At 68.2% G+C, this 21,554-nt stretch carries 14 protein-coding genes and 3 rRNA genes; 9 read left to right on the forward strand and 8 right to left on the reverse strand.

Annotated features, from left to right (window positions below):
• Nucleotides 1–125 precede the first annotated feature (125 nt).
• Nucleotides 126–905, reverse strand: a complete 780-nt coding sequence (locus tag ABII15_RS20495; RefSeq protein WP_353943777.1) for a helix-turn-helix domain-containing protein — start codon at nt 903–905, stop codon at nt 126–128.
• A gap of 394 nt (nt 906–1,299) precedes the next feature.
• On the opposite strand from ABII15_RS20495, the gene ABII15_RS20500 reads away from it, so the two are divergent.
• The 3 genes from ABII15_RS20500 (at nt 1,300) to ABII15_RS20510 (ending at nt 5,420) form a co-directional block, all read left to right on the forward strand.
• On the forward strand, nt 1,300–2,709 hold the full coding sequence (locus ABII15_RS20500; protein WP_353943778.1) for an NAD(P)/FAD-dependent oxidoreductase: 1,410 nt from the start codon (nt 1,300–1,302) through the stop codon (nt 2,707–2,709).
• Between the two features lie 154 nt (nt 2,710–2,863).
• Nucleotides 2,864–4,546 carry a SpoIIE family protein phosphatase gene (locus tag ABII15_RS20505; RefSeq protein WP_353943779.1) on the forward strand — a complete coding sequence of 561 codons (1,683 nt, stop codon included), beginning with the start codon at nt 2,864–2,866 and terminating at the stop codon, nt 4,544–4,546.
• A gap of 52 nt (nt 4,547–4,598) precedes the next feature.
• A complete protein-coding gene (locus tag ABII15_RS20510; protein WP_353943780.1) occupies nt 4,599–5,420 on the forward strand; it encodes a methyltransferase domain-containing protein in 822 nt (273 codons plus the stop codon).
• 12 nt (nt 5,421–5,432) lie between these two features.
• Here the strand turns inward: ABII15_RS20510 and ABII15_RS20515 are convergent, their stop codons facing one another.
• Nucleotides 5,433–6,704 carry an MFS transporter gene (locus tag ABII15_RS20515; protein ID WP_353947125.1) on the reverse strand — a complete coding sequence of 424 codons (1,272 nt, stop codon included), beginning with the start codon at nt 6,702–6,704 and terminating at the stop codon, nt 5,433–5,435.
• A gap of 157 nt (nt 6,705–6,861) precedes the next feature.
• Here ABII15_RS20515 and ABII15_RS20520 point away from each other — a divergent pair, with 157 nt between their 5' ends.
• From ABII15_RS20520 to rrf, 4 genes are all read left to right on the forward strand, one after another.
• Nucleotides 6,862–7,395, forward strand: a complete 534-nt coding sequence (locus tag ABII15_RS20520; RefSeq protein ID WP_353943781.1) for a MarR family transcriptional regulator — start codon at nt 6,862–6,864, stop codon at nt 7,393–7,395.
• Nucleotides 7,396–8,034: 639 nt separating this feature from the next.
• Nucleotides 8,035–9,560: ribosomal RNA gene (locus ABII15_RS20525) — 16S ribosomal RNA — on the forward strand.
• A gap of 305 nt (nt 9,561–9,865) precedes the next feature.
• Nucleotides 9,866–12,992, forward strand: a 23S ribosomal RNA gene (locus ABII15_RS20530).
• Between the two features lie 89 nt (nt 12,993–13,081).
• A 5S ribosomal RNA gene (rrf, locus tag ABII15_RS20535) occupies nt 13,082–13,198 on the forward strand.
• Together the 16S, 23S and 5S rRNA genes form the textbook arrangement of a ribosomal RNA operon.
• Nucleotides 13,199–13,246: 48 nt before the next feature.
• Here the strand turns inward: rrf and ABII15_RS20540 are convergent.
• Both ABII15_RS20540 and ABII15_RS20545 read right to left on the reverse strand, forming a co-directional pair.
• Nucleotides 13,247–14,386: a DUF6596 domain-containing protein gene (locus tag ABII15_RS20540; protein WP_353947126.1), complete on the reverse strand. Its 1,140-nt coding sequence runs from the start codon at nt 14,384–14,386 to the stop codon at nt 13,247–13,249.
• A 16-nt stretch (nt 14,387–14,402) separates the two neighbouring features.
• Nucleotides 14,403–14,810, reverse strand: coding sequence for a YciI family protein (locus tag ABII15_RS20545; protein WP_353943782.1), 408 nt, complete (start codon nt 14,808–14,810; stop codon nt 14,403–14,405).
• A gap of 126 nt (nt 14,811–14,936) precedes the next feature.
• Between ABII15_RS20545 and ABII15_RS20550 the strand changes: the two genes are divergently transcribed.
• Nucleotides 14,937–15,482 (forward strand): GNAT family N-acetyltransferase, encoded by a 546-nt coding sequence (locus ABII15_RS20550; RefSeq protein WP_353943783.1) that lies wholly within the window; start codon nt 14,937–14,939, stop codon nt 15,480–15,482.
• A gap of 173 nt (nt 15,483–15,655) precedes the next feature.
• On the opposite strand, the gene ABII15_RS20555 is transcribed toward ABII15_RS20550, so the two are convergent.
• Nucleotides 15,656–16,258: an NAD(P)H-dependent oxidoreductase gene (locus ABII15_RS20555; RefSeq protein ID WP_353943784.1), complete on the reverse strand. Its 603-nt coding sequence runs from the start codon at nt 16,256–16,258 to the stop codon at nt 15,656–15,658.
• 26 nt (nt 16,259–16,284) lie between these two features.
• Nucleotides 16,285–17,769 carry an MFS transporter gene (locus ABII15_RS20560; RefSeq protein ID WP_353943785.1) on the reverse strand — a complete coding sequence of 495 codons (1,485 nt, stop codon included), beginning with the start codon at nt 17,767–17,769 and terminating at the stop codon, nt 16,285–16,287.
• Between the two features lie 108 nt (nt 17,770–17,877).
• Between ABII15_RS20560 and ABII15_RS20565 the strand changes: the two genes are divergently transcribed.
• Nucleotides 17,878–18,546: a TetR/AcrR family transcriptional regulator gene (locus ABII15_RS20565; RefSeq protein WP_353943786.1), complete on the forward strand. Its 669-nt coding sequence runs from the start codon at nt 17,878–17,880 to the stop codon at nt 18,544–18,546.
• Here ABII15_RS20565 and ABII15_RS20570 read toward each other — a convergent pair.
• Both ABII15_RS20570 and ABII15_RS20575 read right to left on the reverse strand, forming a co-directional pair.
• On the reverse strand, nt 18,543–20,123 hold the full coding sequence (locus tag ABII15_RS20570) for a type IV secretory system conjugative DNA transfer family protein (protein WP_353943787.1): 1,581 nt from the start codon (nt 20,121–20,123) through the stop codon (nt 18,543–18,545). The two genes, ABII15_RS20565 and ABII15_RS20570, sit on opposite strands and share 4 nt — an antisense overlap.
• 2 nt (nt 20,124–20,125) lie before the next feature.
• Nucleotides 20,126–21,544, reverse strand: coding sequence for an ATP-binding protein (locus tag ABII15_RS20575; protein ID WP_353943788.1), 1,419 nt, complete (start codon nt 21,542–21,544; stop codon nt 20,126–20,128).
• Nucleotides 21,545–21,554: the final 10 nt, after the last annotated feature.

A 21,554-nucleotide genomic window follows, 5' to 3' on the forward strand; every position in this document is an offset into this window, starting at 1 on the left:
GGAGGTCACAACGGACCGATCACGCACATGAGTTGACCGCGGGCGACCGGTTCCGATCGCCCGCGGTCAGGCCGTCCCGGAGTGCGGAGCGCGGCCTCGGCCGGCCCGCGACGGGACGGGACGCGCTATGCGGGCCGCGACCGCAGCCCTTCGAGCAGGATGTCGAGCAGCCGGGCCGAGGCCGCCGCCTGCTGCGCGGCGTCCGGCAGTGACGGCGCCGCCGTCGCGATGACGAGCAGGACGTCCGACACGGTCACGTCCGTGCGGAGCTCACCGGCCTCCCGGGCCCGGTCCACGAGCCGCCCCACGACCTCGAGCAGCGCCGCGGCCCCCGAGTCGTCGGGGCCCAGGGCGTCCGCCACCGGGTCGCCCGGCGTCGCCCGCTGCTCCACGAGCCGCAGGTCGGGCACACCGCTGCGCTGTTCAGGAACCCGCGCCTCGTCCCGTACGGCATCGCGCGCGGGCTCGTCGGCCACGCTCACCCGCAGCACCTGCGGCGGCAGCAGCCGGCCCGCGCCGGAGGCGACCGAGGTCCGCAGGAAGCGCGAGAGCGCCGACCACGGCTCGTCCTCCTGACCGAGCGCCGTGCGGGCCTGGTCGGTCAGCCGGGAGGTCTCCTCCTCGGCTATCCGTCGCACCAGTACGTCCTTGCTGGGGAAGCGCCGGTAGACCGTGCCCACGCCGACGCGGGCGCGCCGCGCCACGTCCTCCATGGGTGCCCCGTACCCCAGCTCGCCGAAGACCTCGCGGGCCGCGCGCAGCACATGCTCCAGATTGCGCTGGGCATCCACCCGCAGCGGTGTCGAGCGCGAACTGTCGCCCGCCGCCCGTCCGTTGGCCCCACCCGAGGCGCCCGACGGCGCGACGGCTGACGCAGAGGTCCAATGAGTGTCCTGAATGTGCATATGTGTTCCCCCGGTAATGACGTCTCCCCCCGGAGACACTCCCCGCCATTGTCCGCCGGAGCGTGAGGAACAGACAGTGATTTCCGGGCCCGACCCTGCGGGCCCGTCAGTGCATCCCCCGACACCCCGACTGCACACGAACATAGTTGAGCCGGAGTCAATTCAGAAGGGGCAGGTTCCGCACGGAGCGCCCCCCGAACGGAGTACGCGCCGATTCCGCCCCGATTGCACCTCTCGCGCCCACCCCCGCACCCCGCGCTGACCTGCGGTTCTTCCCCGCACCCCGAGCGCGCGCCGGAACGATGGGGGCGCTTTCGGCCGCCTTTCACCGGCCACACAATTTGCCGGGGCTGTGGACAAAATCAAGGCTCCGATGCGTCATGGGACGGTGACGATGCCAAGGACGCCATCCCCGGAGCCGAAGCAAGAACCCGCCCGCATCCTGGTCGTCGGCGGCGGTTATGTCGGGATGTACACCGCCCTGCGCCTGCAGAAAAGGCTCAAACACGAACTGCGCGGCGGCACGGTGGAGATCGTCGTCGTCACCCCCGACCCGTACATGACCTACCAGCCGTTCCTGCCGGAGGCGGCGGCCGGATCCATCTCCCCGCGCCATGTGGTCGTCCCGCTGCGCCGGGTCCTCGGCCACTGCCGGGTGATCGTCGGCGAGGTCGTCTCCGTCGACCACGCCGGGCGCACGGCGATGTACACCACCCTCGCCAGCGACGAGGAGGGCACCGGCCCGGCCCCGCTGCGCTACGACGAACTGGTCCTGGCCCCCGGCTCGATCTCCCGCACCCTGCCGATCCCCGGCCTCGCCGACCACGGCATCGGCTTCAAGACGGTCGAGGAGGCCGTCGGCCTGCGCAACCACGTCGTCGAGCAGCTCGACATCGCCTCCTCCACCCGCGACCCGGCGGTCCGCGACGCCGCGCTGACCTTCGTCTTCGTCGGCGGCGGCTACGCGGGCGTGGAGGCGCTCGGCGAGCTGGAGGACATGGCCCGGTACGCGGCGAAGCACTACCACAACGTCAAACCCGAGGACCTGAGGTGGATCCTGGTCGAGGCCAGTGACCGGATCCTGCCGGAGGTCGGCCCGGAGATGGGGCAGTACACGATCCGCGAACTGCGCGGCCGGAACATCGACGTACGCCTGGAAACCCGCCTGGAGTCCTGCGAGAACCGGGTCGCGGTCCTCTCCGACGGCTCACGCCTTCCCACCCGTACGGTCGTGTGGACGGCCGGGGTGAAACCGAGCCCCCTGCTGGCCGCGACCGACCTGCCGCTGACCGACCGGGGCCGGCTCCGCTGCACCCCCGCCCTGGCCGTCGACGGCGCGCCGCACGCCTGGGGCGCCGGCGACGCCGCGGCGGTCCCGGACGTCACCGCGCCGGGCAAGGAGTGCGCGCCCAACGCCCAGCACGCGGTCCGCCAGGCCAGGACGCTCGCCGACAACATCACGGCGTCCCTGCGCGGCGCGCCGCTGACCGAATACCGGCACGCGTACGCGGGTTCCGTGGCCTCGCTCGGGCTGCACAAAGGTGTCGCACACGTCTACGGACGGAAGGTGAAGGGCTACCCTGCCTGGTTCATGCACCGCGTCTATCACCTCAGCAGGGTGCCCACCGCCAACCGGAAGGCTCGCGTCCTGACCGAATGGTCCCTTTCCGGCCTGTTCAAACGGGAGATCGTCTCCCTCGGCTCGCTGGAACGACCGCGCGCCGAGTTCGAACTGGCGGCCGGTGACGTCCCCCCTGAGAACCCTTCCGCTCCGCCCGCCGGAGGGCCGAAAGGCTCTCCCTGATCTCAGCCGCCCCTCGCACGACGTCCTGCTGACCGGAGCGCGGAACTCCCGCCCGCACACCGGCGTCTGACGTTTGTCAGTACGGTCGGCCAGACTGGTCCACGACCATGGGCGGGCCCGGTGCCCTCCCTCGACCCCACGAGGCTTTCCCCAAGTGAACTTCACGCGCTGGAGCGCCCGACTTCCCGGAACGCAGCGCCGCGCCGCAGCGCGGGCCGACCACGGCGTACCCCAGCGGGGCGACGGCGCGGTGCCGCCCGCCCGCGCCGAGCACCTTCCCGACGACGAACAGCCGTCCGCGCAGGGCCCCGAGGGCTCCGCGGGCGCCGAGAGCGCGGGCGGCGCGGGGGTGGACGGGCTGCCGGTCCGTGCCGTCCTCGACCGCATCCCGGGCCTCGTCGCCCTCGTGCACGGACCGGAGCACCGCGTCGCGTACGTCAACGACGCCTATGTCGCCGCCTTCGGCGACCGCCCGCCCGGCGCACCGGCCCGCGAGGCCCTGCCCGAACTGGACGAGCTGAGCCTGCTCCCGCTCCTCGACCAGGTCCTGCGCAGCGCCAAGCCCCGTACGGTCAAGTCCCGCAAGACCTCCGGCGGCCGCTCCTACACGGTGACCTGCACCCCGCTGGAGACCGCCGAGGGCCCCGGCGTCCTGGTCTTCGCGGCCGACGTCACCGACCACGCCGAGGCCGCCGAGCGCCTGCGCACCAGCGAGCGCCGCCAGCGCGAGACCGCGGTGACCCTCCAGCGCTCCCTGCTGCCCCAGGAGCTGGAGGAGCCCGACGACCTGCGCATCGCCGCCACCTACCAGCCCGGCGGCACCGAGGCCGCGGTCGGCGGCGACTGGTACGACGTCATCACCCTCGGCGGCGGCCGCACCGCGCTCGTCATCGGCGACGTGATGGGCCGCGGCGTGCGCGCGGCGGCGGTGATGGGCCAGCTCCGCACGGCCGTGCGGGCCTACGCGCGCCTGGACCTGCCGCCGCACGAGGTACTGCAACTCCTGGACGGGCTGGCTACGGAGATCGACCCGCAGCAGATCGCCACCTGCGTCTACGCCGTCCACGACCCGAACGAGGGCCGGCTCGTCTACGCGTCGGCGGGCCATCTCCCCATCCTCGTACGGGACGAGAACGGCACGATCCACCGCGGCGACGAGCCGACCGGCCCGCCGCTGGGCACCGGCGGCTGGCTGCACGCGTCCGGCTCGGTGCCGCTCGGCCCCGGCTCGACCGCGGTCCTCTACACCGACGGCCTGGTCGAGCGCAGGGACGAGGACATCGACGAGGGCGTGGCCGCGCTGGAGAACGCGCTGGCCGGCGCGACGGGCACCCCGCAGGTGATCTGCGACCGGCTGATCCGCGCCGCGGGCGTCACCGCCGACCACGACGACGACGTGGCGGTCCTGGTCCTCCAGCACCCGGCCCGCAAGGGCACCGACGGCGAGCTGTTCCGCAACGCCGCGCTCGAACTCCTCGGCGGCATCGAGGCCGCCCCGCGCGCGCGTGCCTTCGCGTCCGGCGTCCTGACCAGCTGGCGCTTCGCCCCCGACCTGCACGACCTGGGCGTCCTGGCGGCCAGCGAGCTCGTGGCGAACTCGCTCCAGCACGGCATCCCGCCGATGCGCCTGCGGCTGCGCCGCACCGACCGCCGCCTGATCGTCGAGGTCACCGACGGCGACGACCACCTCCCGCGCCGCCGTCGCGCGGAACCGGCGGACGAGACGGGCCGCGGCATCGCCATCGTCGCCACCATCGCCTCGAACTGGGGCTCGCGCCGCACACCGGGCGGCGGAAAGGCGGTGTGGTGCGAGTTCGTGCTGCCGGACAGACCGTAGGCGCGCCGCGAGCACCCTGGGCAAGGCGGCCCGGGGCTGCTATCAGCTCCGTATGACAGACGCAGCAGATGCCGCACCCGTCCCAGGTTTCCGTCCCACCGGCAGCGCCCCCGAGCGCTACGAGGACTACGTCGCCCCGCTGATGGCGCCCTTCGTCACCGCACTCGTGGACGCCGCCGCGCTGTGCCCCGGCGACACGGTCCTCGACCTGGCCTGCGGTACGGGGTTCACGGCCCGGCTCGCGGCGGCCCGGGTCGGCCCGGCGGGCCGCGTCCACGGCACCGACGTCAGCCCCGGGATGCTGCGGGTGGCGGTGGCGCACCGGCCGCACCTCTACCCCGACATCGAGTTCGCCGAGGCCCCGGCCGACCGGCTGCCGCACGAGGACGGCACGTTCGACGCGGTCCTGTGCCAGCAGGGAGCCCAGTTCTTCCCGGACCTGACGGCCGCGTGCGCGGAAGCGGCCCGGGTGACCGCGCCGGGCGGCCGGTTCGCCGCCACGACCTGGAGCCACCTGGACCGCTCCCCGTACTTCCTCGCCCAGCGCGAGACCCTCGCCGAACACGCGGGCGAACCGGCGGCGGCCGATTTCACCCGCGCCTTCGCCGTCACCGGCGACGTCCTCGGCGAGGCGCTGCGCCGGGCGGGCTTCCGCGAGGTGGAGTCCCGCCCGATCACGCTCGACGTGACGCTCCCGCCCCTCGCCGACTACGTGCCCGGCCACTTCTCGGCGCTCCCGTGGAGCGAGCTCGCCGCGCCGGACGCGCTGCGCGAGGCGGGCGACCGCTTCGCCGCCCGCTTCGCGGACCGGGCGGCGCCCGACGGCTCGGTGACGCTGCCCTTCACGGCGACGGTGACGACGGCGGTCCGCTGAGGCCCGCCCCGCTCAGGCGTCGGCCGCCGCCGGCTCCGGCTTGCTGACCATGACCACACGGGTCCCGGCGAGCGACGGCTGGTCCTGCAGCGGGGTGAGCCGCTTGCCGAGCCGCAGCGCGAGCACGGTGATGCCCAGCGAGAACAGCAGGAACGTCACGATGTACGGGCCGTGCAGCGCGGCGCCCATGGGCCCGCCGACGGCCGGCCCGACCGCGAGCGCGAGCTGCTTCACCAGCGCGAAGGCCGAGTTGTAGGAGCCGACCCGGCCCGCGGGGGCGAGGTCGGCGACCAGCGGCGCCACGGTCGGCGACAGCATCGCCTCACCGAGCCCGAAGAGCGCGTAGGTGGAGACGAACGCGGTGGTGGCGACGGCCTGGCTCGCGTGGCCCAGCCCCGCGTAGCCCGCGGCGATCCACGCGACGGCCCAGATGAGCCCGACACCGGCGATGACCCGCGACCGCTTGCGCCGCTCGACGAACTTCAGCACGGCGAACTGCGCGACGACGATCATCGCCGTGTTGGCGGCGAGCGCGATGCCGAGCGTGGACGCCGAGATCCCGGCGGCCTCGACGCCGTACGCGCTGAGTCCCGACTCGAACTGCCCGTAGCAGGCGAAGAACAGCACGAACCCGAGCCCGCACAGCTGCACCATCGCCCGGTGCCCGAGCAGCGTCCGCAGCCCGCCCTTGGCCGCGTCCTTCGGCGCGGCCTCACCGAGCACGGCGCCCTGCGGCATCCGCACGGTCCACACGATCGCGGCGAGCACCAGGAACATCACGGCCTCGATGGCGAACAGCCGCAGGAAGCTCTCCGGCCGGCTCTCGTCGACGATCTGACCGCCGATGAGCCCGCCGATGCCGAGCCCGAGGTTCTGCAGGAAGAACTGCGTGGCGAAGGACCGCGTCCGCGTCTCCGGCGTCGAGCACCACACGATCATGGTGGCGAGCGCCGGCTGCAGCACCGCGGTACCGGCGCCGAGGACGGCGGCGGCCGCGATGGCGGCGGCCTCCGTGCTCGCGAGCCCGAGCCCGAGCGCCCCGACGGCCGCGACCCCGGACGCCACGAGCAGTACGGGCATGGGGCCCCGTCGGTCGATGGCACGGCCGGTGAAGGGCAGGACGACCAGGGCCGCCATCGCGAACGCGGCGAGCACGATCCCCGCCGCACTGGCACCCAGATCCCGCACTTCCGCCACGTAGACGTAGAGGAACGGAACCGTGAAGCCCACGCCGAACGAACTCAGCGCGCTACCCACCTGCACACGCCGCATCGCGGCGCCCATCGCCCTGGTCACTTTCACCTGCCCTTTCACACAACGAAGAAGCCCCCAGGGGATGCGTCAGCACTCAACCCTGAAGACTTCGAAGCTAAAGTTAGAAGCTAAACAATACATCTCGAAGGACTTCAACGCCAACCGCCGCCGTGCCATACTTCGCCGCATGGCAGCCGAGCCGACCATCGAAGAACAGATCGCCGCGTACCAGCGGGAGTTCCAGGACCTCGACCCCCAGGTCGAGCAGATCGTCTCGGCGCTGGGCAGACTCAACCGCCGCATGAACGTCGCGTACGGCCGGCAGACCTCCGAGATCGGCATCAGCAACACCGAGTGGGAGGTCCTCAAGGCCCTGGTCCTCTCCGGAGCCCCCTACCGCCTGGGCCCCGGCGACCTGGCGAAGCGGCTCGGCCTCACGCCCGCCGCGATGACCCACCGCATCGACCGCATGGTCCAGGAGGGCCTGGTCACTCGGGACCGGGACGAGAACAACCGGGTCCGCGTCATCGTGGAGCTGACGACGGAGGGCCGCGGGAAGTGGCTCGACGCCATGCGGCTGGCCTCGGTCTTCGAGGAGGACCTCCTCCAGGACCTCTCCCCGGCGGAGCGCACGGCCCTCGGTGAGGTCCTGACCCGCCTCCTGCGCCGCGTCGAGCACGCCCAGCCGGACGCCGGCGGCCGGCTCAACGACCTCGACTGAGGAGACCTGGGCGGGGGTTGACACGACCTCGCCGGATCCGTAAAGTTCTTCGGGTTGCCGCGGAGCCGTAACGGTTCTCCGACAGCACCTCCAGCCGCTGAAGCGGCACTCAAACACCAGCACGATCTCCCAGAGCGGGATTGTTTTCGGCATGTCCGAATTCAATTCCAAATTGGGTTGCGAACGTCCCGATCACCTCGATTAGGAACTGCCGCAGGGATCCGCTAAAGTTTGAGACGTCGGAACGGCCCAACAGGCCGGGAAGACAAGCCCCCTGACTGGGAATCAGGCCCGAAAGGATCTGATAGAGTCGGACTCGCCGGAAAGCCGAAAGGCCGGAAAGCGAAGCAAGACCCCGAGGAAATCGGCCGGTGAAACGGTCTGATAGAGTCGGAAACGCAAGAACAAAAGAAACACCGAAGGGAAGCGCCCGGAGGAAAGCCCGAGAGGGTGAGTACAAAGGAAGCGTCCGTTCCTTGAGAACTCAACAGCGTGCCAAAAATCAACGCCAGATATGTTGATACCCCGTCTCTCTGAGACGAGGTTCCTTTGTAAAAACACAGCGAGGACGCTGTGAACCGGAAGATTATTCCTCTTCCGGTTCCGCTCTCGTGGTGTCACCCCGATTACGGGGAAACATTCACGGAGAGTTTGATCCTGGCTCAGGACGAACGCTGGCGGCGTGCTTAACACATGCAAGTCGAACGATGAAGCCCTTCGGGGTGGATTAGTGGCGAACGGGTGAGTAACACGTGGGCAATCTGCCCTTCACTCTGGGACAAGCCCTGGAAACGGGGTCTAATACCGGATACCACTCCTTCTCGCATGGGAAGGGGTTGAAAGCTCCGGCGGTGAAGGATGAGCCCGCGGCCTATCAGCTTGTTGGTGAGGTAGTGGCTCACCAAGGCGACGACGGGTAGCCGGCCTGAGAGGGCGACCGGCCACACTGGGACTGAGACACGGCCCAGACTCCTACGGGAGGCAGCAGTGGGGAATATTGCACAATGGGCGAAAGCCTGATGCAGCGACGCCGCGTGAGGGATGACGGCCTTCGGGTTGTAAACCTCTTTCAGCAGGGAAGAAGCGAAAGTGACGGTACCTGCAGAAGAAGCGCCGGCTAACTACGTGCCAGCAGCCGCGGTAATACGTAGGGCGCAAGCGTTGTCCGGAATTATTGGGCGTAAAGAGCTCGTAGGCGGCTTGTCACGTCGGTTGTGAAAGCCCGGGGCTTAACCCCGGGTCTGCAGTCGATACGGGCAGGCTAGAGTGTGGTAGGGGAGATCGGAATTCCTGGTGTAGCGGTGAAATGCGCAGATATCAGGAGGAACACCGGTGGCGAAGGCGGATCTCTGGGCCATTACTGACGCTGAGGAGCGAAAGCGTGGGGAGCGAACAGGATTAGATACCCTGGTAGTCCACGCCGTAAACGGTGGGAACTAGGTGTTGGCGACATTCCACGTCGTCGGTGCCGCAGCTAACGCATTAAGTTCCCCGCCTGGGGAGTACGGCCGCAAGGCTAAAACTCAAAGGAATTGACGGGGGCCCGCACAAGCAGCGGAGCATGTGGCTTAATTCGACGCAACGCGAAGAACCTTACCAAGGCTTGACATACACCGGAAACGTCTGGAGACAGGCGCCCCCTTGTGGTCGGTGTACAGGTGGTGCATGGCTGTCGTCAGCTCGTGTCGTGAGATGTTGGGTTAAGTCCCGCAACGAGCGCAACCCTTGTTCTGTGTTGCCAGCATGCCCTTCGGGGTGATGGGGACTCACAGGAGACCGCCGGGGTCAACTCGGAGGAAGGTGGGGACGACGTCAAGTCATCATGCCCCTTATGTCTTGGGCTGCACACGTGCTACAATGGCCGATACAATGAGCTGCGATACCGCAAGGTGGAGCGAATCTCAAAAAGTCGGTCTCAGTTCGGATTGGGGTCTGCAACTCGACCCCATGAAGTTGGAGTTGCTAGTAATCGCAGATCAGCATTGCTGCGGTGAATACGTTCCCGGGCCTTGTACACACCGCCCGTCACGTCACGAAAGTCGGTAACACCCGAAGCCGGTGGCCCAACCCCTTGTGGGAGGGAGCTGTCGAAGGTGGGACTGGCGATTGGGACGAAGTCGTAACAAGGTAGCCGTACCGGAAGGTGCGGCTGGATCACCTCCTTTCTAAGGAGCATCTAGGCCGCCAAACGTTGTTTGGTGGTCCAGGGCCATTACGTCGGCAAACGTTCGACGGTGGTTGCTCATGGGTGGAACGTTGATTATTCGGCACGATCGGTTGTCTTTCACTAGTACTGCTTCGGCGTGGAACGTGAGGAGAGAACGGGTCGGGCCGGGCACGCTGTTGGGTATCTGAGGGTACGGATTTGATCCCGACCTCAATGCCGGCCCCGGTGAAGCGCCAAGGTTCTTGGTGTGTGACGGGTGGTTGGTCGTTGTTTGAGAACTGCACAGTGGACGCGAGCATCTGTGGCCAAGTTTTTAAGGGCGCACGGTGGATGCCTTGGCACCAGGAACCGATGAAGGACGTGGGAGGCCACGATAGTCCCCGGGGAGTCGTCAACCAGGCTTTGATCCGGGGGTTTCCGAATGGGGAAACCCGGCAGTCGTCATGGGCTGTCACCCGCTGCTGAACACATAGGCAGTGTGGAGGGAACGCGGGGAAGTGAAACATCTCAGTACCCGCAGGAAGAGAAAACAACCGTGATTCCGGGAGTAGTGGCGAGCGAAACTGGATGAGGCCAAACCTCAAGCGTGTGAGACCCGGCAGGGGTTGCGCTTGGGGGGTTGTGGGATCTCTCTTTCACAGTCTGCCGGCTGTGAGACGAGTCAGAAACCGTTGATGTAGGCGAAGGACATGCGAAAGGTCCGGCGTAGAGGGTAAGACCCCCGTAGTCGAAACATCAGCGGCTCGTTTGAGAGACACCCAAGTAGCACGGGGCCCGAGAAATCCCGTGTGAATCTGGCGGGACCACCCGTTAAGCCTAAATATTCCCTGGTGACCGATAGCGGATAGTACCGTGAGGGAATGGTGAAAAGTACCGCGGGAGCGGAGTGAAATAGTACCTGAAACCGTGTGCCTACAAGCCGTGGGAGCGTCGCGCAAGGAACTTGTTCCTTGCGTCGTGACTGCGTGCCTTTTGAAGAATGAGCCTGCGAGTTTGCGGTGTGTTGCGAGGTTAACCCGTGTGGGGAAGCCGTAGCGAAAGCGAGTCCGAATAGGGCGATTTAGTAGCGCGCTCAAGACCCGAAGCGGAGTGATCTAGCCATGGGCAGGTTGAAGCGGAGGTAAGACTTCGTGGAGGACCGAACCCACCAGGGTTGAAAACCTGGGGGATGACCTGTGGTTAGGGGTGAAAGGCCAATCAAACTCCGTGATAGCTGGTTCTCCCCGAAATGCATTTAGGTGCAGCGTCGTGTGTTTCTTGCCGGAGGTAGAGCACTGGATAGGCGATGGGCCCTACCGGGTTACTGACCTTAGCCAAACTCCGAATGCCGGTAAGTGAGAGCACGGCAGTGAGACTGTGGGGGATAAGCTCCATGGTCGAGAGGGAAACAGCCCAGAGCATCGACTAAGGCCCCTAAGCGTACGCTAAGTGGGAAAGGATGTGGAGTCGCAGAGACAACCAGGAGGTTGGCTTAGAAGCAGCCACCCTTGAAAGAGTGCGTAATAGCTCACTGGTCTAGTGATTCCGCGCCGACAATGTAGCGGGGCTCAAGCGTACCGCCGAAGTCGTGTCATTGCAGTAATAAGCCCCAACGGGTGCTGTGATGGGTAGGGGAGCGTCGTGTGCCGGGTGAAGCAGCGCCGGAAGGCAGTTGTGGACGGTTCACGAGTGAGAATGCAGGCATGAGTAGCGATACAAACGTGAGAAACGTTTGCGCCGATTGACTAAGGGTTCCTGGGTCAAGCTGATCTGCCCAGGGTAAGTCGGGACCTAAGGCGAGGCCGACAGGCGTAGTCGATGGATAACCGGTTGATATTCCGGTACCCGCTGTGAAGCGTCAAACATCGAATCCAGTGATGCTAAGGCCGTGAAACCGCCGTCCTCGTCTTTGACGTGGTTCGGAGTGGTGGAGCCGCCGGCCCAAGTTGGTAGTAGGTGAGTGATGGGGTGACGCAGGAAGGTAGTCCATCCCGGGCGGTGGTTGTCCCGGGGTAAGGGTGTAGGACGTGATCTAGGTAAATCCGGGTCACACATAGTCTGAGACCTGATGCCGAGCCGATTGTGGTGAAGTGGATGATCCTATGCTGTCGAGAAAAGCCTCTAGCGAGTTTCATGGCGGCCCGTACCCTAAACCGACTCAGGTGGTCAGGTAGAGAATACCGAGGCGTTCGGGTGAACTATGGTTAAGGAACTCGGCAAAATGCCCCCGTAACTTCGGGAGAAGGGGGGCCACACCTGGTGATCACTCTTGCAGTGTGAGCTGGGGGTGGCCGCAGAGACCAGCGAGAAGCGACTGTTTACTAAAAACACAGGTCCGTGCGAAGCCGTAAGGCGATGTATACGGACTGACGCCTGCCCGGTGCTGGAACGTTAAGGGGACCGGTTAGTGCACTTTCGGGTGTGCGAAGCTGAGAACTTAAGCGCCAGTAAACGGCGGTGGTAACTATAACCATCCTAAGGTAGCGAAATTCCTTGTCGGGTAAGTTCCGACCTGCACGAATGGCGTAACGACTTCTCGACTGTCTCAACCATAGGCCCGGTGAAATTGCACTACGAGTAAAGATGCTCGTTTCGCGCAGAAGGACGGAAAGACCCCGGGACCTTTACTACAGTTTGATATTGGTGTTCGGTTCGGCTTGTGTAGGATAGGTGGGAGACTTTGAACCAGCCACGCCAGTGGTTGGGGAGTCGTCGTTGAAATACCACTCTGGTCGTGCTGGATGTCTAACCTCGGTCCGTGATCCGGATCAGGGACAGTGTCTGATGGGTAGTTTAACTGGGGCGGTTGCCTCCCAAAGAGTAACGGAGGCGCCCAAAGGTTCCCTCAGCCTGGTTGGTAATCAGGTGTTGAGTGTAAGTGCACAAGGGAGCTTGACTGTGAGACCGACGGGTCGAGCAGGGACGAAAGTCGGGACTAGTGATCCGGCGGTGGCTTGTGGAAGCGCCGTCGCTCAACGGATAAAAGGTACCCCGGGGATAACAGGCTGATCTTCCCCAAGAGTCCATATCGACGGGATGGTTTGGCACCTCGATGTCGGCTCGTCGCATCCTGGGGCTGGAGTCGGTCCCAAGGGTTGGGCTGTTCGCCCATTAAAGCGGTACGCGAGCTGGGTTTAGAACGTCGTGAGACAGTTCGGTCCCTATCCTCTGTGCGCGTAGGAATATTGAGAAGGGCTGTCCCTAGTACGAGAGGACCGGGACGGACGAACCTCTGGTGTGCCAGTTGTCCTGCCAAGGGCATGGCTGGTTGGCTACGTTCGGGAGGGATAACCGCTGAAAGCATCTAAGCGGGAAGCCTGCTTCGAGATGAGTATTCCCACCCCCTTTGAGGGGTTAAGGCTCCCAGTAGACGACTGGGTTGATAGGCCGGATCTGGAAGCACCGTGAGGTGTGGAGGTGACCGGTACTAATAGGCCGAGGGCTTGTCCTCAGTTGCTCGCGTCCACTGTGTTGGTTCTGAAACCACGAACAACCGTCGTAGCCTTTTGGTCACGGCTCCGGTTGACAGTTTCATAGTGTTTCGGTGGTCATAGCGTGAGGGAAACGCCCGGTTACATTCCGAACCCGGAAGCTAAGCCTTACAGCGCCGATGGTACTGCAGGGGGGACCCTGTGGGAGAGTAGGACGCCGCCGAACAAATTTTGAGAAAACCCCCGTGCCATTCGGCACGGGGGTTTTCTGCGTTTACAGGGCGGAATTCAGGCGGGCCGCCTGGCGGGTCAGATGATTGCGTTCCGCCAGTGTCGGGGCTTGTTGTGCGGCCTTCGCGTAGAGGCGGGCGGCTGTGGTGAGGTCGCCGGCGCGTTCGTGGAAGTAGGCCGCCACCGCTGTGTGCCGGGGCAGGGAATCGTCCAGCTCCGCCAGCGCGGCCAGGCCCGCGTGGGGGCCGTCGGCCTCGCCCAGGGCCACCGCGCGGTTCAGGCGGACGACCGGGCTGTCCGTGAGGGCGGCGAGTTCGTCGTACCACTCGACGATCTGCACCCAGTCCGTCTCCTCGGCCGTGAAGGCGTCCGCGTGGAGGGCCGCGATGGCTGCCTGGGCCTGGAATTCGCCGAGGCGGTCGCGGGCCAGAGCCGTCTGGAGGATGCCGATGCCCTCCGCGATCATCGACGTGTCCCAGCGGGTGCGGTCCTGCTCGGCCAGCGGGACCAGGCTGCCGTCGTCCGTGGTGCGGGCCGGGCGCCGGGCGTGATGCAGCAGCATCAGCGCCAGCAGGCCCGCCACCTCCGGGTGGTCGATCGTGGACGCGAGCTGCCGGGTCAGGCGGATGGCCTCCGCGGCGAGGTCGACATCGCCGGAGTAGCCCTCGTTGAAGACCAGGTACAGGGTGCGCAGGACCGTCGACACATCGCCGGGGCTGTCGAAGCGGGCTGCTGAGACCGTGCGTTTCGCGCGGCTGATGCGTTGCGCCATCGTCGGTTCCGGGACCAGGTAGGCCCCGGCGATCTGGCGGGTCGTGAGGCCGCCCACCGCGCGCAGGGTGAGTGCTACCGCCGACGACGGTGTCAGGGAGGGGTGCGCGCAGAGGAAGTAGAGCTGGAGGGTGTCGTCGGTGGTGGGGGACGGGCCCGGAGGCGGTTCCTCGTCGACGCGGTCCTCCCGGCGGCGCCGTGCGGCGTCCGCGCGGGCCGCGTCGACGAAGCGGCGCCAGGCCACGGTGATCAGCCAGCCCCGGGGGTCCCGGGGCGGCTCGGTGGGCCAGGTGCGGACCGCCTCCACCAGGGCGTCCTGCACCGCGTCCTCGGCCGCCGCGAAATCTGCTCCGCGGCGGACGAGGACGGCCAGCACACCCGGGGTGAGAGCGCGCAGTCGCGCCTCGTCCAGTGCGTCCATGAGCGGGCTACTCCGTGATGGTGGGCGGGGCGTGCAGGAACGGGCGGAGCTCCAGCCACTCGTGGATCGGCTTCCCGCCCGCGCCCGGCGCCGCCGACAGCTCCCCGGCCAGCTCGACGGCACGCTCGTACGTGTCGACGTCGATGATCATCCAGCCGGCGATGAGGTCCTTGGTCTCGGCGAACGGGCCGTCGGTGACGGGCGGGCGGCCCTCACCGTCGTAGCGGACCCAGGCGCCCTCCGGGGCGAGGGCCTGGCCGTCGACGAACTCGCCGGACTTCTCCAGACGGGCCGCGAAGTCCTGCATGTACTGGATGTGGGCCGTGACCTCCTCGGGCGTCCACTGGTCCATGGGCGCGCAGTTCACGGGTTCCGGGGCGCCCCGGTAGTGCTTCAGGAGCAGATACTTGGCCATGACGGTCTCCTTGGTGCCGGTGCGGTTCGCTTGCGTTCATAGCAGGGACGGAGCCGGGCGCGGGTTCTCGACATCGGCGCGGAAATTCTTTTCTCCGGTGGTGTCCGGCGACTCTAGAGTGCCGCCATGGACTTCGTGGTGCGAGCGGTGCGGGCCGACGAATGGGCGGCCGTGAAGGAACTGCGGCTGGAGGCGCTGCGGGACGAGGCGGCACCGATCGCGTTCCTGGAGACGTACGAGGCGGCGCTCGGGAGGCCGGACTCGTTCTGGCGCGACCGGGCGGCCGGCGCCTCGCACGGCGGGGCGGCACGGCAGTTCGTGGCCGTCGCGGAGAGCGGGCGGTGGCTGGGGACCTTGGTCGCGCTGGTCGAGGAGGCCGGGACCGAGGACTTCTTCGGGCACGCCGTCGAGGAGCGGCAGGCGCAGCTCGTGGGCGTCTACGTGCGTCCCGAGGCCCGGGGCGGCCGGGTGACCTCCGAGCTGTTCTCGGCGGCGTGCGCGTGGGCGTACGGGCTGGAGGGGCTCGGGCGGGTGCGGCTCCACTTCCACCAGGACAACGCGCGGGCCGAGGGCTTCTACCGCAAGTTCGGCTTCGTACGCACCGGAAGGGCCGTCCCCCACCCTGACGACCCTTCCGAGGTCGAGTACGAGATGGTGCTCGACAGGCCCTAGGTCGTGTCCGCAAAGTCCCTCCTGCCCCGCGACGCCTGGCACGCGCTCTCGCCGCACCGGGCGTAAGGCCAAGTACGTCCAGTACGAGGCCTTGCACCCGGCACGCCGAGAGCACGCACCAGACGCCGCGAGGCCCGCCCTCCGGGCGGACGGAGGGACTTTGCGGACACGACCTAGCGGTACGGGCGTTCGGCGCGGGCCGTCCGCAGGGCGTGGGCCCACCAGTCGAGTTGGTCGAGCAGGACCTTCGCCGCGCCGGGGGCGCCCTCGGGGTCGTGAGCCGGGCCGTCCGCGGCGAAGTGGTCGGGGGTCACCTTGTGGAAGCTGACGCTGTCGCGGACCGTGACGCAGTGCAACTCGGCGAAGACCAGGCGGAGTTGTTCGACCGCGCGCAGGCCGCCGGCGACACCTCCGTACGAGACGAAGCCGACGGGCTTGGCCCGCCACTCCGTGTAGTGGAGGTCGATCAGGTGCTTCAGGTGGGCCGGGAAGCTGTGGTTGTACTCGGGCGTGATGATCACGTAGGCGTCGGCGTGCTGGATGCGGGCGGCCAGTTCGGCCTGTTCCGGGGTGCGTTCGTGGGACCAGGACGGGTGGATCTCCGGGAGGTTCAGGGTTGCCACGTCGATGATGTCGAAGTGGGTGGTGGGGGCGTGTTCGGTGGCCTGGGTCGTGAACCAGTCGGCCACCGTGGGGGCGATGCGGCCCTCTCGGAGTGAGCCGATGATGACGGCCACTCGGAGCGGGGGCTGGGGCTGGGGCTTTGGGGCGGTCACTTTTCTGTCTCCCTGGGGTCGGGTTCTCACGGGGTTGTCGTGGGGGTTGCTTCAGTGGTGCTCTGGGCCGAGGGCTGTGCCCACCCGTTCCGCCGTGCGGAACGCCTGCCCACAGCGGTGGAAGGGCGGGGGAGCAGGAGGTGGGTGGTCAGGGTCAGGGCTGTCATGAGTGCCGTTACCGACCAGAGCGCTGTGTGCCAGGCACTGGTGAGTTCTGTGGTGAGGAGGAGGGCGCCGAAGATCGTCAGGGTCAGGGCGCCGGTCGCGCCGCGGACCGTGTTGAGGAAGCCGGAGGCCATGCCGACCTCGGACGGGGGCACCAGCGACATGGCCTGGGCGTCGATGATGCCGATGGACAGGCCCTGACCGGCGCCGATCGTCAGCAGTGGGCCGGCCAGCGCGGGCACGGGGATGCCGGGGTGGAGCGTGGTCAGCCAGGCGTTGCCCGCCGCGATCAGCAGCAGGGACAGCACAAGGAGCCGGCGGGCCGGGACGCCGCGGTTGACCAGACGGGCGCCGAGCGGGGGCAGCACCAGGACCGGGACCGTCATCAGGAGCAGGGTCAGGCCGGCGGCGCCGGCCGAGGTGCCGTTCACACCCTGGAGGTACGTCGGCAGGAAGGTCAGCACGCCCGTGGTGCCCGCGCCGAGCGCGAAGGAGCCGACGGCCCAGCCGGCGAAGGCCGGGTTCCGGGCCAGCCGCGGATCCAGGATCGGGCGGCCGCGGCCGGAGCGGGCCAGCCCCTGTTCGACCCGTACGAAAGTGATCAGCAGGGCCGCGGCGGCCGCCGCGGGGAGCAGCGTCCACGGTGAGTTCCAGCCCGCCTTCGAGCCCTGGGTGACGGCGAACAGGGCCAGGGCGAAGCCCGCGATGAACGTGGCCGCGCCCGCCCGGTCGACCCGTGGCCGCGCCTCGGCGCGGGACTCGCCCAGCAGGCGGGTGCCGGTGAGGATGACGGCGCCCACGGCCGCGTACGACAGGAACGTGGCGCGCCAGCCGAGGGCGTCCACCAGCCAGCCCGAGAAGGTCGGGCCGAGGGCGAGGCCGAGGCCCGCCGTGGTGCCCAGTGAGGCGAAGACACGGGTGCGGGCCGGGCCCGTGAAGGTCGCCGCGAGGAGCGAACCGCCGCTCGCCATCACCCCGGCCGCGCCGATGCCGGACAGGATCCGGGCCGCGTCCAGGAGCAGGATGTGCTGGGCGGTGGCCGAGGCCAGGGTGCCCGCCGTGTAGAGCGCGGCGCCCGCCGTGAGGATCCGGCGGCGGCCGTACAGGTCGCCGAGCGAGCCGGCGACGAGCATGCACGCGGACGCGGCGAGGAAGTAGCCGACGACGACCCATTGCAGCGCCGCGCCGGACGCGTCCAGGGCGGTGCCGATGCGCGGGAGCGCCACCGTCGTGCCGGACATCGCCATCGGGAGGGTGAGCATGCCGAGGAGGACGACGAGGAGGGTCGGGACGGGGCGGCCGGCGCCGGATGTGCGGACCGCCCGGGATCGGGGTTCGGTTGCCATGACCGTAAAGTACAACCGTGGTTGTAGTAACTGCAACGGTCGTTGTACTTAGGACGGTCGGCCTAGGCCGGATACGGCCTAGGGTGGAGGTGAGCGGAGGAGCGGAGCATGGCGGAACAGGCGGCTGGAGTGCGCAGGGGCACGCTCGAGAAGCGGCGGGCGCTGCTGCGCGGCGCCCGTACCGTGTTCGGGCGCGAGGGCTACTCGCGGGCGGGTATCGACGAGATCGCCGCCGAGGCCGGAGTCTCCACGCGCACCCTCTACAACCACTTCGGCGGCAAGGAGAACCTCTTCCGCGAGACGCTGCTGGACAGCGCCGCGGCCGTCACCGCCGCCCATGTCGCCCTCATCGAACGGCACTTGAACAAGGTCACGGACATCGAGGCGGACCTGCGCGCCCTCGCGCGGGAGTGGATGGGGCGGCGCGGTGAGCACGCCGACCACGGGCTGCTCGTCCGGCAGGTCATCGCCGAGGGCACGCATCTGCCCGGCGACGTCGTCGAGGAGTGGCAGAGGACCGGGCCGCTGGCCGTGCGCGAGGCGGTGCGGGACGCGTTCGTGCGGCTGGGCGGGGACGGGCTGCTGACCGTGGACGAGGGCAACTCCGCCGAAGCCGCTCGGTACTTCACCCTGCTGATCGCCGGGTCCGTCACCGTGGACACGTTCTTCGGGGCCGTGCCGATGAGCAGCGCCGAGGTCGATGAACGGGTCGAGAGCGGGGTGCGGGTCTTCCTGCGGCTCTTCGCCGTCGCCGGTGACGTCACCGAGGGCGATTAGGGCAGGGGCAGCGGGAGTTCGGCGTCCGGCCAGCGGGTGCGGCCCTGTTCACGGGACCGGAGCAGGGCCAGGGTCTCCAGGCCCCGGTCCGCTCCGGTGGCCAGCAGCTCCGGCAGTTGGGGAAGCGGAGCCACTGCCGCGACGTCGTCCAGGACGAGCGTCATTGGTGGGTCGAGCCGGCCGGCAGGTGACCGTTCGGCCATGCGGCGGCCGTGCTCGACCACGCTTGAGGCGAGGGCCGTCAGAAGGGGCATCGCACCGGGATTTCCCTTCGGGTCCTCGATGGGTTCACCCACCACATAGAGCGTGCCCCCTTCGGCGATGAAGGAATCCAGGGTCAGCGCATCAGTTCGGTTCGGGGTGCAGGCGTCGCGGATGTGCACGGTGAAGAGCGAGGACAGCGCACGGGCCGTCAACTCCTGCGCCATGTCACGGCGTTCCGGGTGCGCGGTGAGCGCCGCCTCCAGCTCGCCGGCCGTGCCCGAGGTGGCCTTCGGGTTGGTCCGCAGGATGCGTACGGCCTCCTGGACCTGGCTGCCCTGGGCCCAGCGGTGGACGTGGCGGAACGGTTTGCCCTCGACGGCCGCCGCGTGCAGGTAGCTGCGCAGCAGGGTGTCGGCCGTTTCGGCCAGGGCCGAGTCGAGTCTGGCCGTCGGTCTTATCGGGGCGAGCAGGGCGATGGCGCGGTCCGCTGCCGTCGAGCGGTTCTCGCAGCCCGCCGACGGGTTCCAGTGCAGGCGGGCCGGGGTGTCGCACAGGTGGGTGGGGTCGTAGAGGAGGACCGGGCCGAGTTTGGCGCGGGCGTCCTTCGTCTCCTGCCAGACCGTGGGGGCCGAGGTGATGACCAGGGCCGGGCCCGCTGCCTCTCGTACGGCTTCGATGGCCAGGGGGTGGCGGTGGGACGGGGGGCCCAGGTGGAGGGGTGTGCGCGGGAGGGGGAGGGGGGTTGCCGCCAGGGGGGTTTCCGGGGCCGTCGGTGGGGGTGGGACTGGGGTGGGTGTCGGTGCGGGTGTCGGTACGGGTGCTGGTTCGGGGGTGGCTGAGGTTTTGGGGGTCGTCCCCTCCTCCCCGTCCCGTCCCGTCCTTGAGGGCTTCGCCCTCGGTGCTTCCAGGGGGGTGGGCTCAAGGGTCTTCTCGGGTGCGCGTTCGTCGGGGTTCTCGCGCAGTTCCCCGCGCCCCTTACGGGGCTTCTCGTACAGGGCGTCTTCGCGCCCCTGGCGGCGGACCGCTCGCCATCGTGCCAGGGTGCCCGCCGTGAAGACCGTCAGGACCAGGAGGATCATCACCTGGCCGATGAACAGGCCCCAGAACAGGCCGTAGCCCGACAGCTGGTCGTCGGGGGTGTTCGGCCAGGCGCCCGTGATGTCGTGCGGCCGGCCGATCAAGTGGCGCATCGCCAGCGGGGTGTGGGCGAACGTCACCTCGTCCGGCCAAGCGCCCTTCGCGAAGCGGCCCGACAGGCCCGTCGCCGTCCACACCAGGATCGTCATGCCCAGCAGGAACGCCAGTACGCCGATCAACAGGCCGTCGGGGACGCCCCGGTCCCCCCGGTTCCGCTCTCTGTCGTCGCGCGCCATCGTCACGCCACCGTGGACTCGGAGGTGTCGCCGAGGCGCTGTTCCACGAAGGCCGCCGCCCGCTCCTCCGCCTCCAGCTCGGCGGCGCGCATGGCGTCGTCGTCGCCCAGGAACTCGTCGGAGGACTCGGTCATGGCGCGGTCGGTGAAGACCAGGGGGCGCTCGGTCTCGGTGACCAGGTGTTTGACCACCTGGACATTGCCGTTGACGTCCCAGACCGCGATGCCGGGGGTGAGGGTGGGGATGATCTCCACCGCCCAGCGCGGCAGGCCGAGGACTCTGCCCGTCGAGCGGGCCTCGTCCGCCTTCTGCGCGTAGATCGTTCTCGTGGAGGCCATCTTCAGGATCGCCGCCGCCTCCTTCGCCGCAGCGCCGTCGACCACGTCCGACAGGTGGTGGACGACCGCCACGAAGGACAGGCCGAGCCGTCGGCCGAACTTCAGCAGGCGCTGGAACAGCTGCGCCACGAACGGGCTGTTGATGATGTGCCAGGCCTCTTCAACCAGGAAGATGCGCTTCTTGCGGTCGGGGCGGATCCAGGTGTGTTCCAGCCAGACGCCGACGATCGCCATCAGGATCGGCATCGCGATCGAGTTGCGGTCGATGTGGGACAGGTCGAAGACGATGAGCGGCGCGTCGAGGTCGATGCCGACCGTCGTCGGGCCGTCGAACATGCCGCGCAGGTCACCGTCGACCAGTCGGTCCAGGACCAGCGCGACGTCCAGGCCCCAGGCGCGTACGTCGTCTATGGCGACGTTCATCGCCTCCGCCGACTCGGGTTCCGGGTGGCGCAGCTGCTCGACGATGTCGGTCAGGACGGGCTGGCGCTCGACGATCGTCTCGTTGACGTAGGCGTGCGCGACCTTCAGGGCGAAGCCGGAGCGCTCGTCCAGGCCGTGGCCCATCGCGACCTCGATGATCGTGCGGAGCAGCGCGAGCTGGCCCGTCGTCGTGATCGCGGGGTCGAGCGGGTTGAGGCGGATGCCCATGTCGAGGGCGGCCGTCGGGTCGAGCCGGATGGGAGTTATCCCCAGCTCCTGCGCGATGAGGTTCCATTCGCCGACGCCGTCCTCGCCCTGCGCGTCGAGGACGACGACCTGGCGGTCGCGGAACCTCAGCTGCCGCAGGACGTAGGTCTTCTCCAGCGCCGACTTGCCGTTCCCGGACTCGCCCAGGACCAGCCAGTGCGGGGCCGGGAGCTGCTGTCCGTACAGCTGGAACGGGTCGTAGATGTACCCCTTGCCTGAGTACACCTCACGCCCGATGATCACGCCCGAGTCGCCGAGTCCGGGCGCGGCCGTCGGCAGATAGACCGCCTGGGCCTGCCCCGTCGACGTCCGCACGGGCAACCGGGTCGTCTCCACCTTCCCGAACAGGAAGGAGGTGAAGGCGTCCGTGAGCATCGACAACGGATCCCGCATCAGCGCGCTC

The organism is Streptomyces sp. HUAS MG91, from assembly GCF_040529335.1.
GTDB lineage: Bacteria > Actinomycetota > Actinomycetes > Streptomycetales > Streptomycetaceae > Streptomyces > Streptomyces tabacisoli.